Consider the following 14,379-nt stretch of genomic DNA (forward strand, 5'->3'; position numbering starts at 1 on the left):
CATAATATTTCCGCCCCACACTCTTGCCGACAGGAGCCAGCATGAACGTGTCCGTCAAGCCGAACATGACCAACCATTGGATGCCTTTCACCAACAACCGTCTGTTTCATGAAGAACCGCAGATGTTTGCCAAGGCAGAAGGTGTGAAATACTGGACCCCGGAAGGCCGTGAAATTCTGGATGGTTCGTCGGGTCTGTTTTGCTGTGCGGCCGGGCATGGACGCCCGGAAATCGCCGATGCGGTTTATAAACAGCTGAGCACGCTGGATTATTCACCGCATTTCCAGCGCGCGGCCCCCGTGTCGTTTGAATTTGCCGAAAAGCTGGCCGGTATCCTGCCAGACGGGCTTGATCGTGTGTTCTTTGCCGGATCAGGTTCCGAGGCGGTTGATACCGCAATGAAGATGTGCCTCGCCTATCACCGTGCGACCGGCAATGCGCAGCGCACCCGTTTTGTATCGCGGGCATGGGGCTATCACGGGGTGAACCTTGGCGGTACGTCGCTTGCAGGCATGGTCAATAACCGTCGTGATTTTTCCGGGATTACCTGTGATGTCGTGCATATGCGTCACACATGGACCGAAGAACAAAAATTCACCCGCGGCCAGCCGGAAACCGATGCCGATCTGGCCAACGATCTTGAAGAAATCTGCAAGACCTATGGCGGCGATACCATTGCTGCGGTCTTTGTCGAACCGATTGCCGGATCGATTGGCACCATCGTGCCGCCCAAAGGCTATCTCGAAAAGCTTCGCGCGATTTGCGACAAATACGGCATCCTGCTGGTATTTGATGAAGTGATTACCGGTTTTGGCCGAACAGGTTCTGCTTTCGCCTCCCAGGCATTCGCAGTCAAGCCGGACCTGATCACCATGGCCAAGGCACTGACCAACGGCGCTATTCCCATGAGTGCCGTTGCCACCAGTGCCGAAATTCAGGCGGCTGTCTTTGACGCCGCCGGCGATGCGGACCGCCCGGAATTCTTCCATGGCTATACCTATTCCGCCCATCCGGTGGCCTGTGCCGCCGGGATCGCAGCCCTTGATATCTATGCCAAGGACAAACTGTTTGAACGTGCCAACGAATTGTCTTCGCACTTCCTTGATGGTGTGTTTGGCCTGCGCAACCTGCCCCATGTCAGCGATCTTCGCGGCTATGGCATGATGTCGGGTATCCAACTGACCCCCGGTGATGCGCCGGGTGCAAAAGGCAGTTGGGCACAGCGTGCACTGTTTGACGAAGGCCTGCACGTCAAGGCGACCGGCGATGCGATCATTTTCGCGCCCGCGTTCGTCAGCACCGAACAGGACATCGACGATATGGTAGCCATCCTTCAGAAGGTACTTGGCGCGCCAATTTAATCTGCTTTGCGGGGGACAGATCCGATCTCGGGGGAGTGGGGTCGGAATTAGGGTCCAAACTCATTCACATGACCGCCCCGGCAACTGATATGAGAGAAAAAGCAAGGAAAAGCCCGCAGATCGGGGTAATCCCCGGTCAAGGGATTTGACGCAGAGGCTTTCTCTCATAGCAGTTGTCCTTCGGATCACCCGGATTTGCACGGGCTATTTTGTCGCAAAATCTTGAAAGATATAAATCTTCCGGCGATTTCGCTCCGCATATCCGCACAAATCCGGGTGACCGGGACGATTATGTGAATGAGTTTGGACCCTAGGGATCGCCACACAGTTTACTGTGCGGCGGTCCCTTTCCTGTTTTCAGCAATCACCGCCATGATGGCATTGCGCAACTGAGTGATGCCGGGCGCAATCTGATCGCGCTCAATCACGGCAAACCCCAGTCTGAGGCGATCACGCGGTGCGCGGTCGGGATCACAATAATGCACATCGCCCGGCTCGACCAAAACCCCGCGTTTAGCGGCTTCGCGATGGACGGCCCATGCATCGATATTGTCGGGCAGCTTAACCCAAACTGCCGACCCGCCCGTCGTCGGGGTGACATTCAATTCGGGTAATTGCCGCGAAATTTCGTTTTGCATCAATTGCCACTTCTCCGACAGGCGATCACGCGTCCGGCGCAGGTGTGAGTCCAGATGACCTTCGCCGATGAACAACGCCATGGCGCGCTGATCCTGTGCGGATGGATGGCGGTAATTCAGGCGACGCAGCGCACGCAATTCCTTGATCAGTTCACTGTCGGCAAGGATGTAGCCAATCCGCAAGCCGGGGAACATCAGTTTGGTCAGACTACCGATATAGATGATATGCCCGGAATTATCGTAGCTTTTAAGGGCGGCGCGCTGATGACCAAGGTAATTCAGCTCATGCTCGTAATCGTCCTCGACCAGGATGAAATCATCCTTGCGCGCACGTTCAACAAGCTGAAGACGTCGATCCAGTGACATGGTGACACTGGTTGGGCACTGGTGTGATGGCGTGGTGTAGACCATATCGCACTTCGACAGTACGGGTGAGTTGGCAAGACCTTCGCTGTCAATCGGAAGCGGGCAGATTTCAGCCCCCGTGGAGGCAAAAATATTGCGTGCATCCACATAGCCCGGGTCTTCGACGCCAACCGTCCTGCCCCGCCCTGCCAGAAGCTGCCCGACCAGAAACAGGGCGTTCTGCGCACCAATGGTAATCAGCAACTGTTCCGGATGGGCGCGCAAACCACGATGCGGCAGAATGCGGGTGATGATCTGTTCAAGAAGTTGCGGGTCATCCATATCGACCTGATCGCCGACCCAGCTTTGCGAATGGGCAAGCGACCCGGCCAGCCGCATGGAATCGCGCCAGCGCGAAATGGTGGTTTTGTCGGGTGAAACTTGCCCGTAAATGAACGGATAGGGGAAATCGCGCCAGTTGGCCGGTTTGACGATATTGCGCGCCTCAGTCGGGCGGAACTGCAAATGACGGCGCCACAAATCAGGATCACGTTCCTTGGTAAACAGCGAGGCGGTCCGCGTATCCACACTCAGGCGCAGTTGTTGGCGAATATATTGCTCATTGACGAAATGCCCCCGCCGCCAAACGGCTGTCAGGTATCCATCATCAAGCAGGCGTTGATAAACCAGCACCACCGTATTGCGCGATACCTTAAGGGCGGACGCCAAATCACGGGTCGACGGCAAGGGTTCATGCGACGGTAACCGACCTTCAAGAATCGCATCGACGAGGCCCTGATGCAGCTGTTGCTGCAGGGTTTGACCGGCAATTGCCGGATCCTCAAGTCGAATGTCGAGCATCGGTTATGCCCCTTTTATTCGGCACTGCAGCACGTTAACCGGCGTGGCACCATAGTTTTTGTCTTGTGGCTCTATTACTAGAGTAACCGGCAGATATACCATTTTGTCAATGCGATAAAGCAGGAACAAGAACCGCGATCATAATGCGGTCGGTTCAGGGAAGTTATGTCCACCAGGGAGGCGCATGGTGCGCCGCACATAAGGGAAAAATCCCGGCTATCAGGAGACATACGGATGACCAAGTTCACTTCCGGCCCGAAACTTAACCGGCGCACACTTCTTAAAGGTTCGCTTGCCGCCGGTTCGGCACTTGCAATGCCTGCAATTATCAGCAGAAAAGCACTCGCATCCTCTGGCGAAATCAACATTCTGATGTGGTCTGATTATCTGCCAGAGACGTTCCTCAAATCGTTTACCGATGCAACGGGGATCAAGGTGAATTACACCGGCATCGGCTCGAACGAGGAAATCATCAACAAGATGAAGGCTTCCAAAGGTCGCGGCTTTGATATCGTATCGCCGACCAATAACCGCGCCCTTCAGTGGAAGGCGCTGGAACTGCTTCAGCCGTTCGACATGTCCAAAGTCGCCATCGAGGCGGTGAACCCGGCAATGGCCAAGATCGGCAGCACCGATTGGGCGTTTGAGGCTGGCTCCACCTATTGGCTGCCGCATATCTGGGGCACCGAAGGCATGGCGTGGCGTACCGATATGTTCCAGCCAGAAGGCATGTTCCCGTCCTATGGCGATGTCTGGTCCGAAGCCAATGCCGGCAAAACCATGGGCCGTGCGCATTCCATGATGCTGGGTGCAGGTCTTTACATGGAAACCACGGGCGAACTGGCCCCGGGTTCGGTCTGGAAAGCCTACACCTCCGAAGAAGAAATGCGCCCGGTCTGGGAAAAGATCACCGAATGGTGCATCGCGCGTAAAGGCAACATCAAACTGATCTGGAACGATGCCGATACCCAGAAGAACGGACTTCTGAACGAAGGCGTCATCGTTGGTCAGACCTGGGATGGCCCGCCGCTTGCACTTAAAACGGCTGGCGAACCTGTCATGTATCGCGCGCCGAAAGAAGGTGCGCTGGCATGGGTCGATGGCCTTGCCCTGCCGACCGGTGCTGAAAACATCGAACAGGCTTATGAGTTCATCAAATATGCCTACATGCCGGAACTGGCAGGTGAGGCAATTGACCATCACGGTTACAACTCCCCGGTTCTGGGTGCCGACAAGTTCGCAGGCGAAGCCTATGCCAAGAACTTTGCCGATGCCTATCCGGGCGAAGCGTTGGCCAACCTCAACCCGTGGCCATCTGAACCGCAGTGGTATGCCGACATGCGTACCGAATATGTGAACCGCTTCGAAAGCGCCTGATTCCGATCTTTGGGGCGGCACGACTTTGCGCGTGTCGCCCTTTTTGGGTTTCTAGGGACATGATCCTGGGGCCGATCCATTTCAAACAACAATAATTCCGGTATCGCCTGTGTTTGCGGGCGAACGGGCTTTGACGTTTTCAGGGGGTTGTCAGTTCTATGACCAAAGAAATTTCGCTTGAGCATGTCTGGGTAGAGTTCGGCGAATTCACCGCTGTCCATAAAGCAAATCTGAACATCGCGGGTGGCGAGTTCTTTTCATTCCTCGGCCCATCGGGCTGTGGCAAGACAACACTTCTACGCTGTATTTCCGGTTTTCAGGAACCGACACGCGGCAAGGTCAAAATCGGTGGTCAGGACATGCGTGGCGTTGGCCCGAACAAACGCCCCACCGCCCTTATTTTCCAGAACCTTGCCCTTTTCCCGTTGCGTTCGGTCGCTGATAACATCGCCTTCCCGCTTGAAGTGCGCGGCGTGGACAAGAAAACCCGGCGCAAACGTGCCGATGAGTTGCTTGAACTGATTGCCCTGCCCGGTCAGGGCGACAAGAAAGTCAGCGAACTTTCCGGTGGTCAGAAACAGCGTGTGGCGATTGCCCGCGCCCTTGCGGTTGAACCAGATATCCTGCTTCTTGATGAACCGTTGTCGGCCCTTGATCTTAAGCTGCGTCAACACATGCGCACCGAACTGCGCGCCATTCAAAAGCAGGTCGGTCTGACCTTTATCTACATCACCCACGATCAGGGTGAGGCACTGACGATGTCAGACCGCATTGCCGTGATGAACAAGGGCAAGATCGAACAAATCGGCGATGGCAAGGCGATCTATGATCACCCGACGACAAGCTTTGTCGCGTCATTTGTCGGTGAAAACAATGTGCTTGATGGCACGGTTTTGTCCAATGACGGCAAGGTGATGAAAATCGATGCCGGTCTTGGTACCCCCTTTACGGTCGAAAACCATCCGGCGGGCGGCCCTGCCTTGGCGCCCGGGGACGCCTGCCATCTCTTCGTGCGCCCGGAAGCGCTTCGGCTTTCGAAAGACGATAGTGCAATCAATCAGTTTGAAACCAACTTCGTCACCGAAGAGTTCGAGGGCAATATGCGCCATATCGTGATGAATGCGAGTGGCACGGACCTTAAGCTTTCGCTGATCAATGATGGCACCAACGCGATTGATGCCAACGCCCCGGTCAAACTCGATTTCGCACCGGAAATGGGCATTGCGCTCAAACCGGGCGAATTGGCCAGCGCGTAAAGGGGGGCCGTATCATGCGTGATCTTTTTTACGACCTCGTCAGACGCAACGGGATGGCGGTCTCGATCTATCTGATGCTTGCGGTCACTCTTTGGGTGTTCATTCTGATCATCCTGCCGCAACTGACCATGCTGGATTATTCGTTCCGGTTTAACCTGCCACCGGCCAAGATTGGCGGCCCCGAAGACGTTTATACCCTTGAGCAATATCGCTATTTCTTCCAGGGAAGTGGCGCGTCGGACGGGATAAACACCCTGGATATCGGCATCCTGTTCAAAACGCTGCTTGCGGCCGTGTTCGTCACAGTGTTCGATTTGATCATCTGTTACCCGGTGGCCTTTGTGCTGGCGAAATCATCGACCGGCGCCAAGGCCCGCTTGCTGGTACTGGCGCTTATCGTGCCTTACTGGATCAACGAAATCCTGCGCGCCTTTGCGTTTCGTATTCTGTTTGGCGCCACGGGTGTGATCAATGAAACTGGCATGGGGCTTGGACTTTGGGATACGCCGATTGATTTTATCCGTCAGGATGTCGCGCTCTATGCCGGGTTGGCTTATGCCTACATCCTTTTGATGATCTTCCCGCTTTATAACGCGATTGAAAGCCTTGATCGCAATCAGATCGAAGCCGCGCGTGACATGGGGGCCAACTGGTGGCAGGTCCATGCCAAGGTTGTCATTCCCTATGCCAAGCCGGGCATTGCATCGGGCATGACCATGGTCTTCATGCTGACATCCGGCGCGCTTGCCGCACCGCAGATCTTGGGTGGCCCATCGAACCTGTGGTTCACGCAGTTGGTCTATCAATGGTTTAACTCCGGCGGCAACTGGCCGCGCGGGTCGGCCTATGCGATGGTTCTGCTGATCGTCTGTATCGCGCTTGTCCTGCTGGTGATGCGGCTGTTCAAGGTCTCGATCGGGGAGATCAAACAATGAAGATGAAATCCCCGACTGCATTGATCCCCGGTCTGTATTTGACCCTGTTCTTTGCCTATTTGTTTGGACCGTTGATCATCATGGTGATCACTGCGTTCAACTCATCGACCTTCCCGCGTGTCTCACCGTGGGAGTGTTTTACCACCGACTGGTTTGGCAAGCTTGCCAGCGATGACAAGCTTCTTTCCGGGCTTGGTAATTCGCTTTTAATCGGGGTGGGCGTTGTTTGTGTTGCCATTCCAATCGGACTGGCAGCCGCGATCACGCTGTCACAGGTTGGTCCGAAATTACGCGCAGCCCTTTATACGATCTTCATTGCGCCCATTCTCGTACCCGGCGTTGTCATCGGTCTTTCGACCCTGATTTTCTGGGACAGGATCGGCACCCTTTTCAATGCACCTTATGAGAGCTTCTTTTATGACGGAACGTTCCTGACCATCTTTGGTCAGGTGACCTTTATCGCGGCTTATTCGATGCTGGTGTTCCTGTCACGTATCCAGCGGTTTGACACCACGCTGACCGAGGCGGCCCTTGATATGGGGGCCACCCCAACGCAGGCGTTTGTCAAAGTGCTTTTGCCGTTCATGGCACCGGCGATTGGTTCGGCCACGGTTCTGGCGTTTCTGGCATCGCTTGAAAACTACAACACCACCGTGTTTACGATTGTTTCAAGCAGCACCTTCACCACGGTTCTGTCATCGAAGGTGCGGTATGGTCTTGATCCGTCCATTTCGGCCGTGGCGGTGATTATCATCGCCATCACGCTGATCGGGGCGATCATTTATGAATGCCGCAATCGCTATTACACCAAGGGCTGGGCCCATGTGATTGCCGAACGTCCGGCTTTGAAGATCGCCACACATCCGGGAACGATTGCTGTGATTTTGGGTGTTCTGACACTTGCAGCGGTTCTGTTTATCCAGAACCATGATTCCAGTGTCTGCACGGCGCAAGTCCTTGAAGAAAAGCGCGCCCTGCAACAGCAGTTGATGGAACAGCAATCGATCAACACGCCACAACAGGCTGTGCCAGCCCCGACCATGCCCAACCTTGGTCCTCTTGGCGGTGATGAGGGCGGTGCATCGGCACCAAGCCCGTTTGGCAACAACATCTTCTCGCCCGAGAACCTCGGAACGAGTGCCCCGGAAGGCAATTAAGGATACCGTTCTGGGAACCTGATCAACAAAAAGGGCAGCACGCGATGTGCTGCCCTTTTTTGTTCCGTCATGCCCTGATGCCTGATCAGGATGGAATGGCGGCGGTTGCCTCGATCTCGACCAGTGCTTCGTCTTCAACGAGTTCCTTGACCACAACCATGGTCATCGCCGGGAAATGCTTGCCAAGGACACGCTGATAAGCCTGACCGACTTCGCGCTGATGGGCGAGATATTCCTTTTTATCCGTGACATACCAGGTCAGGCGGGCAATGTGTTCGGGTTTGCCGCCAGCAGCTTCCAGAACGGCGACAATGTTTTTAAGCGCCTGTTCCATCTGGCCGACAAAATCCTTGGCAACAAAGACCTGATCTTCGTTCCAGCCAATCTGGCCACCGATGTAAAGTCGGGCACCATCGGCCAAGACGCCGTTGGCATATCCCTTGGGCTGTTTCCATCCGTCAGGCTGAATGATTTTATGCATTGTTTTCTACCACTTGATTGATTTCTTTTTCGATTTTGGCACGCAAATCATCTGGCCATGCCACTGACTTTCCGGCCCCGTGTTTCGTAAAGACCAGGGTGACCGTTGTTTTCAGGCGTTGCTCGGCACCTGATCGTGCGGTGATTTCCAGCTCTAAACTGGAACGTCCGATCCGGGTCGGGATCAGACAGAATTCCAAAACATCGCCAAGCTTGCTTGGCGCGGTAAAGGCGACACTGAGCGCCGCTGTCGGAACGGCGACCTTCATCGGCCCGTGCATGGTCGGGAACCCGAAACCGATGACCTGATCAAACCATTCCTCGACCGTGGCATTCACCATCTCGAAATAGCGGGGATAGAAAACAATCCCCGCCGGATCGCAATGTTGGAACATGACTTTCTGCGTATAGGTGAATGCCGCCATGTCAGACCCCCAGATACCGATCAGCCAGATCGTCGGTCAGCTCATTCACCGCCCCACTCCAGGCCGTGATGCCCTTTTCGACAATCACATAGCGATCCGCCACACCTGAAAGTTCCTTAAGCGATTTGTCGACCACAAGGATCGTCAGCCCCGATTGTTTAAGCTGATTGATCGCCGCCCAGATTTCCTGACGCACGACAGGTGCCAGTCCCTCGGTTGCTTCATCAAGGATCAGCAAACGCGGATTGGTCATCAGCGCCCGGCCAATCGCCAGCATCTGTTGTTCACCGCCCGAAAGGGTCATGGCCTTTTGATCACGGCGTTCGGCCAGACGCGGGAATAGTCCCGCCACACGATCAAAATCCCATTCGCCCGGACGGGCGGCAGCAATCAGGTTTTCGGTTACGCTCAGCTGGGCAAAGCACCGGCGTCCTTCGGGAACCAGACCAAGACCAAGGCGGGCCGCTTTGTGCGATGGCATCTTTGCCAGATCCTGCCCGGCAAAGCGGATGGAACCATCACGATGTTCCATCATGCGACAGATGGTTTTGATCGTCGTGGTCTTGCCCATGCCGTTACGCCCCATAAGGGCGACGGCCTCGCCTTCGTTCAGGGACAAATCAATGCCAAACAGGGCCTGTGACGCGCCATAAAACGCGGTAACGCCACTGAGTTCGAGAAGTGCAGTCATATCAGGCTTCCTCCCCGAGATAGGCACGTTTGACATCATCATTGCCGCGAATTTCGTCGACCGTGCCGGTGGCAATAATCCGGCCATAAACCAGAACCGAAATCCGGTCTGCGAGCGCAAAGACCGCATCCATGTCATGTTCGACCAGAAGGATTGGTGCCTGTCCGCGCAAACCATCAAGGAACCCGGTCAAACGTTTGGAGCCCTCTGGCCCCATGCCGGCCATCGGTTCATCCAACAGAAACGCCTTGGGTTCCAGGGCAAGGGCGACGGCCATTTCAAGCTGGCGACGTTCCCCGTGCGAGATGTCAGCGGCACGCATCTGCGCCCGGTCTGCCAAGCCAACCCGTTCAAGCTGTGCCATGGCGGGTTCGACCAGCGACTTGTCACCCAGCACCGGCTTAAAGAAACGGAACACTTTGCCGCTAACCGACTGTCGTGCCAGCATGACGTTTTGCAGGACGGAGAATTCCGGCATCAGGGATGACACCTGAAACGTTCGGGCAAGCCCCATGCGGGATCGCGCCACAGCATCAAGCGCGTTGATGTTCTGACCGTTGAAATGGATATCGCCGCGATCAGATTTAATCTCGCCCGCGATCTGTTTGATCAGGGTGGATTTGCCCGCCCCGTTCGGACCGATCAGGGCGTGAATTTCGCCCGGTCGCAGATCAAGCGTGACGCTGTCACTGGCCAACAGCGACCCGAACTGCTTGGTGACATCGGAAAGCGAAAGAATGGCATCAGACATGTTTACGCTCCCCCGCCAGAACCCCTACAAGTCCACCGCGCGCAAACAGCACGACCAGCAACAACAGGACACCCAACGGCAACTGCCAGAATTCCCAAACACCGCCCAGAAGATGTTCCAAAATGATGTAAAGGGCCGCACCGGCAAGCGGGCCAAACAAACGCCCGACCCCGCCCAGAATGACAAACACCATGATTTCACCTGACATATGCCAGGACAGCATTGTCGGGCTGACAAAGCGGTTGAGATCGGCATAAAGCGCACCGGCAAGGGCGGTGATCATCGCCGAAATCACAAAGGCCACCAGTCGAATGCGAAACGGCGCAATGCCAACCGCCGTCATGCGTTGCGGGTTCTGACGCGCGCCCTGAAGGGCAAGACCGAAGCGCGAGCGGATCAGAACGGCCGAAAACACCATCGCAATCGCCAGCATCACGGCACAAAGCGCAAAGAAGCTGATCGGATCAAGGGTGTTGATCCCCGGGAAGCCATTGCGCACATAGATCGACAACCCGTCTTCCCCACCATAAGCTGGCCAGGAGATCGCGAAGTAATAGATCATCTGCGCAAAGGCCAGCGTGATCATAATGAAATAGACCCCGCTGGTGCGCAGCGTGATCGCCCCAATCACCAGCGCCACCAGTGCCGAAACCACAAGGGCAACAATCCAGATGATGATCATCTGGGTTGTACCTTCGATCAGGAACGGGCTTTCCATGATCGGTTCATAGTTCAGCGCATGGCTGGCAAGGATACCGGCGGCATAACCACCAATACCAAAGAACGCGGCATGCCCGAACGACACAAGCCCGCCATAACCCAGCACAAGGTTAAGCCCGACACCGGCCATGGCAAAGATCGCGACCTTGGTGGCAAGGGTGATGATGAATGGTTCATCCATGCCAAGCGCGATCAGCGGAACGATGATGAGCGCAATCGCAAGGATGGAATTAATCAGAAACTCGCGGTTCATGGTCATCAGGAAGTCGCCCCGAACAGACCGCTTGGCCGCAGGAAAAGAACCAGCGCCATCACGATATAAATCAACATGGATGCCAGTGCCGAGCCAATCGCCGTGGCACTTGACGGATCAAGAAAAGTCGCAAACGCATGCGGCAACAGGAACCGCCCCATCGTGTCGGTAAAGCCAACCAGCAAGGAGCCGACAAGTGCCCCCTTGATCGAGCCGATACCGCCAATGACGATCACGACAAAGGCCAGAATAAGAACCGGTTCGCCCATGCCAACCTGAACCGACTGGGTCGTGCCAACAAAGGCACCGGCCAGCCCGGCCAACGCAGCCCCAAGGGCAAAAACGATGGTGTAAAGACGATCAATATCGACACCAAGGGCCGCGATCATGCCACGGTCAGCCTCGCCCGCACGGATGCGGATGCCAAGACGGGTTTTGCCGATCAACAGGAACAAACCGACCGCAACAGCAAGCCCAGCGACAATAATAGCCAAACGGAAAAGCGGATATTGCGATCCACCCGGCAGGATAACAGTGCCGGTCAGGAAATCAGGCACGCTTAAAAACAGCGGGAAGGATCCGAAAATCCAGCGGGTGCCTTCGGAAAAAATCAAAATCAGCGCAAACGTCGCCAGAACTTGATCAAGGTGATCACGGTTATAAAGACGGCGGATAATCAACATTTCGACCAGCGCACCGGCAATAGCAGCCGCCATCAGACTGGCGACAAGCCCCAGCCAGAAAGATCCTGTCCATGCAGCCACAGCTGCACAGGCAAACGCACCGATCATATAAAGGGAGCCATGGGCAAGGTTAATCAGCCCCATCACACCGAAAACCAGCGTCAGCCCCGATGCCATCAAAAACAGCATCACCCCGGACTGAAGGCCGTTTAACAGCTGCTCCAGAAAAAGAGAAAACATTATTGGAAACTCCGTCACAAGGTGGTCGGGGGCCGATTACAAAATCGAAACCGGCCCCCGGCCTCTTGTCAGCTCTTTATTACATCGAGCATTCCGACGCATAGGCGTCAGAGTGATCCGTCAGCGCCGTACCAATGATCTTGTTGGTCAGCACATCGCCTTCTTTGACGACTTCACGGACATAAAGATCCTGGATCGGATGCTGGTTCGGACCGAAAGTGAACTTGCCGCGCACGGAATTGAAATCAGCCGCACGCAGGGCTTCACGGAAGGCATCCTTGTCCGAAATGCTTGCCTTATCCATCGCCGACAGCAGCAGATTGGCGGTATCGAAGCCAAACGATGCATAGAGCGACGGCAGACGACCATATTCAGCCTGGAAGGTCTCAACGAAAGCCGCGTTGGTCGGATTGTCGATATCTTTCGACCAGTTCGAGGTGTTTTTCACACCAAGTGCTGCGTCACCAACGGCACCGAGGATGCCCTGATCCATCGAGAAGGCCGGACCAATCAGCGGCTTGTCGACGCCAGACTGGGCATACTGCTTCATGAACGCGATGCCCATGCCGCCCGGCAGGAAGAAGAATACATGATCCGCATCTGATGCACGAATTTGTGCAATTTCAGCTGCGTAGTCGGTTTGGCCAAGCTTGGTGTAAACTTCGTTGGTGATATCGCCAAAGAAGAAGCGCTTGAAGCCGGTCAGTGAATCTTTACCTGCCGGATAGTTCGGGGCAAGGATGAACGCCTTTTCATAACCCGCACTCGAAGCATAGCCACCAGCGGCTTCATGCAGGTTGTCGTTCTGATAGGATACGCTGAAATAGTTCTTGTTGCAGCCCTTGCCTGCCAGCTGCGACGGTGCCGCGTTAACCGACATGTAGATCTTGTCCTGAGCCACAGCAGACGGCACAACCGCCATCGCAAGGTTCGACCAGATGATACCTGTCAGAACATCAACCTTGTCCTGCTGGATCATTTTATCGGCCAGCTGAACCGCGATATCCGGTTTGCGCTGATCGTCTTCGATTACGACTTCAAGATCAGGATTGTTTGCCTGTTTGACAGCAAGCATAAAGCCGTCACGTGCATCAATACCAAGCCCTGCACCACCGCCAGAAAGTGTGGTGATCATACCCACCTTGACCGGCTCTGCCTGCGCAGCTCCGGCTGCAAGCAAAGCAGCAGCTGCTGCGATGGTTGTCTTAATACCCTTCATTTAAGCCTCCGTGTTTATACAATTTTTCATTTAGCAACACGTTGATCCCGCGACATTTATGTCTTTATGCGCCACGGTTTTAGTGAACCTGATGCCTGCCCCTGATTTTGCAGTATTTGCATCCGGTCCGTCCATCCTCAAAGCGCGGTTCGTACCCGCCAGAGTTCCGGAAACAGTTCTACTTCCAACATTTTCTTCAGGTAACTGACGCCTCCCGTGCCGCCAGTGCCACGCTTGAACCCGATCACGCGTTCGACCGTCGTGACATGGTTAAAGCGCCATCGCCGGAAATAGTCTTCGAAATCGACCAGCTTTTCCGCCAATTCATAAAGCGACCAGTATCTGCCCGGATCGCTGTAAACCTTTTGCCAGGCGGCAATCACCGCATCATCAGGCAAATAGGGTGCCGACACATCACGGTTCAGAACGTCTGCTGGCACATCAATTCCATCCTCTGCATTCAGCAAGCAAAGGGCTTCGTCATAAAGGCTTGGTGTTGCCAGCTCCGCCTTGAGCATTTCGGTGATGTCTTCGCGGTGCGCATGCGGGCGCAACATCGCGTGGTTGCGATTGCCCAGCATGAATTCGATCAGGCGATATTGATAGGACTGGAAGCCTGATGACGGGCCAAGCGCATCGCGAAACGTGGTGTAATCGCTTGGCGTCATGGTGCGCAGGACATCCCATGCGTTGTTCAGCTGTTCGAAAATGCGCGACACACGCGCCAGCATCTTAAACGCCGGGCGCAGATCGCCGCCATGGATCGCCTTGCGGGCCGCACTGATTTCGCGAATGGCAAGCTTCATCCAAAGCTCGGATGTCTGGTGCTGAATGATGAAAAGCATTTCATCATGGGCATCGGACTGCGGGTGCTGAGCCGTCAGGATCGCATCAAGTGACAGATAATCCCCATAGGACATCTGATCGGAGAAATCCGTGCGCGCACCTTCCGTGCTTGGATCATATGGCGAGGTCTGCTTTGCCATC

Annotated in this window: 14 protein-coding genes; 5 read left to right on the forward strand and 9 right to left on the reverse strand. The window is 55.1% G+C overall.

Annotated elements, in window-relative coordinates:
- Nucleotides 1-41: 41 nt before the first annotated feature.
- Nucleotides 42-1,361 carry an aminotransferase class III-fold pyridoxal phosphate-dependent enzyme gene (locus IT893_RS13355; protein WP_197145454.1) on the forward strand — a complete coding sequence of 440 codons (1,320 nt, stop codon included), beginning with the start codon at nt 42-44 and terminating at the stop codon, nt 1,359-1,361.
- 329 nt (nt 1,362-1,690) lie between these two features.
- Here the strand turns inward: IT893_RS13355 and IT893_RS13360 are convergent, their stop codons facing one another.
- The gene (locus IT893_RS13360; RefSeq protein ID WP_197145455.1) at nt 1,691-3,205 is read right to left on the reverse strand and encodes a PLP-dependent aminotransferase family protein; all 1,515 of its coding nucleotides are present in this window, start codon (nt 3,203-3,205) and stop codon (nt 1,691-1,693) included.
- Between the two features lie 234 nt (nt 3,206-3,439).
- On the opposite strand from IT893_RS13360, the gene IT893_RS13365 reads away from it, so the two are divergent.
- The 4 genes from IT893_RS13365 to IT893_RS13380 all read left to right on the forward strand — a co-directional run bounded on the left by IT893_RS13365 (nt 3,440) and on the right by IT893_RS13380 (nt 7,930).
- The gene (locus tag IT893_RS13365) at nt 3,440-4,582 is read left to right on the forward strand and encodes a substrate-binding domain-containing protein (protein ID WP_008891981.1); all 1,143 of its coding nucleotides are present in this window, start codon (nt 3,440-3,442) and stop codon (nt 4,580-4,582) included.
- 158 nt (nt 4,583-4,740) lie between these two features.
- Nucleotides 4,741-5,838 carry an ABC transporter ATP-binding protein gene (locus IT893_RS13370; protein ID WP_197145456.1) on the forward strand — a complete coding sequence of 366 codons (1,098 nt, stop codon included), beginning with the start codon at nt 4,741-4,743 and terminating at the stop codon, nt 5,836-5,838.
- A gap of 14 nt (nt 5,839-5,852) precedes the next feature.
- Nucleotides 5,853-6,773 (forward strand): ABC transporter permease, encoded by a 921-nt coding sequence (locus IT893_RS13375; RefSeq protein WP_064789942.1) that lies wholly within the window; start codon nt 5,853-5,855, stop codon nt 6,771-6,773.
- On the forward strand, nt 6,770-7,930 hold the full coding sequence (locus IT893_RS13380; protein ID WP_197145457.1) for an ABC transporter permease: 1,161 nt from the start codon (nt 6,770-6,772) through the stop codon (nt 7,928-7,930). The genes IT893_RS13375 and IT893_RS13380 overlap by 4 nt, the downstream gene beginning before the upstream one ends.
- A gap of 85 nt (nt 7,931-8,015) precedes the next feature.
- Here IT893_RS13380 and IT893_RS13385 read toward each other — a convergent pair whose 3' ends face one another.
- The 8 genes from IT893_RS13385 to kynA all read right to left on the reverse strand — a co-directional run bounded on the left by IT893_RS13385 (nt 8,016) and on the right by kynA (nt 14,378).
- A complete protein-coding gene (locus tag IT893_RS13385; RefSeq protein ID WP_063090420.1) occupies nt 8,016-8,411 on the reverse strand; it encodes a RidA family protein in 396 nt (131 codons plus the stop codon).
- The gene (locus IT893_RS13390; RefSeq protein WP_008891976.1) at nt 8,404-8,835 is read right to left on the reverse strand and encodes a thioesterase family protein; all 432 of its coding nucleotides are present in this window, start codon (nt 8,833-8,835) and stop codon (nt 8,404-8,406) included. Before IT893_RS13390 ends, IT893_RS13385 begins: the two co-directional genes overlap by 8 nt.
- 1 nt (nt 8,836) lies before the next feature.
- The gene (locus IT893_RS13395; protein WP_120225342.1) at nt 8,837-9,526 is read right to left on the reverse strand and encodes an ABC transporter ATP-binding protein; all 690 of its coding nucleotides are present in this window, start codon (nt 9,524-9,526) and stop codon (nt 8,837-8,839) included.
- A 1-nt stretch (nt 9,527) separates the two neighbouring features.
- The gene (locus IT893_RS13400; RefSeq protein WP_197145458.1) at nt 9,528-10,277 is read right to left on the reverse strand and encodes an ABC transporter ATP-binding protein; all 750 of its coding nucleotides are present in this window, start codon (nt 10,275-10,277) and stop codon (nt 9,528-9,530) included.
- Nucleotides 10,270-11,256 carry a branched-chain amino acid ABC transporter permease gene (locus IT893_RS13405; protein ID WP_197145459.1) on the reverse strand — a complete coding sequence of 329 codons (987 nt, stop codon included), beginning with the start codon at nt 11,254-11,256 and terminating at the stop codon, nt 10,270-10,272. Before IT893_RS13405 ends, IT893_RS13400 begins: the two co-directional genes overlap by 8 nt.
- A complete protein-coding gene (locus tag IT893_RS13410) occupies nt 11,256-12,173 on the reverse strand; it encodes a branched-chain amino acid ABC transporter permease (RefSeq protein ID WP_008891972.1) in 918 nt (305 codons plus the stop codon). The genes IT893_RS13405 and IT893_RS13410 overlap by 1 nt, the downstream gene beginning before the upstream one ends.
- 79 nt (nt 12,174-12,252) lie before the next feature.
- Nucleotides 12,253-13,392 (reverse strand): ABC transporter substrate-binding protein, encoded by a 1,140-nt coding sequence (locus tag IT893_RS13415; protein ID WP_008891971.1) that lies wholly within the window; start codon nt 13,390-13,392, stop codon nt 12,253-12,255.
- Nucleotides 13,393-13,529: 137 nt separating this feature from the next.
- Nucleotides 13,530-14,378 (reverse strand): tryptophan 2,3-dioxygenase, encoded by an 849-nt coding sequence (gene kynA, locus IT893_RS13420; protein ID WP_197145460.1) that lies wholly within the window; start codon nt 14,376-14,378, stop codon nt 13,530-13,532.
- Nucleotide 14,379: the final 1 nt, after the last annotated feature.

It is taken from the genome of Thalassospira sp. A40-3, assembly GCF_015871485.1.
Lineage (GTDB): Bacteria > Pseudomonadota > Alphaproteobacteria > Rhodospirillales > Thalassospiraceae > Thalassospira > Thalassospira tepidiphila.

Excerpts from the sequence above, each read along its gene's own strand:
- IT893_RS13355 (WP_197145454.1), top strand. The coding sequence starts at position 42 with ATGAACGTGTCCGTCAAGCCGAACATGACCAACCATTGGATGCCTTTC.
- IT893_RS13360 (WP_197145455.1), bottom strand. The coding sequence starts at position 3,205 with ATGCTCGACATTCGACTTGAGGATCCGGCAATTGCCGGTCAAACCCTG.
- IT893_RS13365 (WP_008891981.1), top strand. The coding sequence starts at position 3,440 with ATGACCAAGTTCACTTCCGGCCCGAAACTTAACCGGCGCACACTTCTT.
- IT893_RS13370 (WP_197145456.1), top strand. The coding sequence starts at position 4,741 with ATGACCAAAGAAATTTCGCTTGAGCATGTCTGGGTAGAGTTCGGCGAA.
- IT893_RS13375 (WP_064789942.1), top strand. The coding sequence starts at position 5,853 with ATGCGTGATCTTTTTTACGACCTCGTCAGACGCAACGGGATGGCGGTC.
- IT893_RS13380 (WP_197145457.1), top strand. The coding sequence starts at position 6,770 with ATGAAGATGAAATCCCCGACTGCATTGATCCCCGGTCTGTATTTGACC.
- IT893_RS13385 (WP_063090420.1), bottom strand. The coding sequence starts at position 8,411 with ATGCATAAAATCATTCAGCCTGACGGATGGAAACAGCCCAAGGGATAT.
- IT893_RS13390 (WP_008891976.1), bottom strand. The coding sequence starts at position 8,835 with ATGGCGGCATTCACCTATACGCAGAAAGTCATGTTCCAACATTGCGAT.
- IT893_RS13395 (WP_120225342.1), bottom strand. The coding sequence starts at position 9,526 with ATGACTGCACTTCTCGAACTCAGTGGCGTTACCGCGTTTTATGGCGCG.
- IT893_RS13400 (WP_197145458.1), bottom strand. The coding sequence starts at position 10,277 with ATGTCTGATGCCATTCTTTCGCTTTCCGATGTCACCAAGCAGTTCGGG.
- IT893_RS13405 (WP_197145459.1), bottom strand. The coding sequence starts at position 11,256 with ATGACCATGAACCGCGAGTTTCTGATTAATTCCATCCTTGCGATTGCG.
- IT893_RS13410 (WP_008891972.1), bottom strand. The coding sequence starts at position 12,173 with ATGTTTTCTCTTTTTCTGGAGCAGCTGTTAAACGGCCTTCAGTCCGGG.
- IT893_RS13415 (WP_008891971.1), bottom strand. The coding sequence starts at position 13,392 with ATGAAGGGTATTAAGACAACCATCGCAGCAGCTGCTGCTTTGCTTGCA.
- kynA (WP_197145460.1), bottom strand. The coding sequence starts at position 14,378 with ATGGCAAAGCAGACCTCGCCATATGATCCAAGCACGGAAGGTGCGCGC.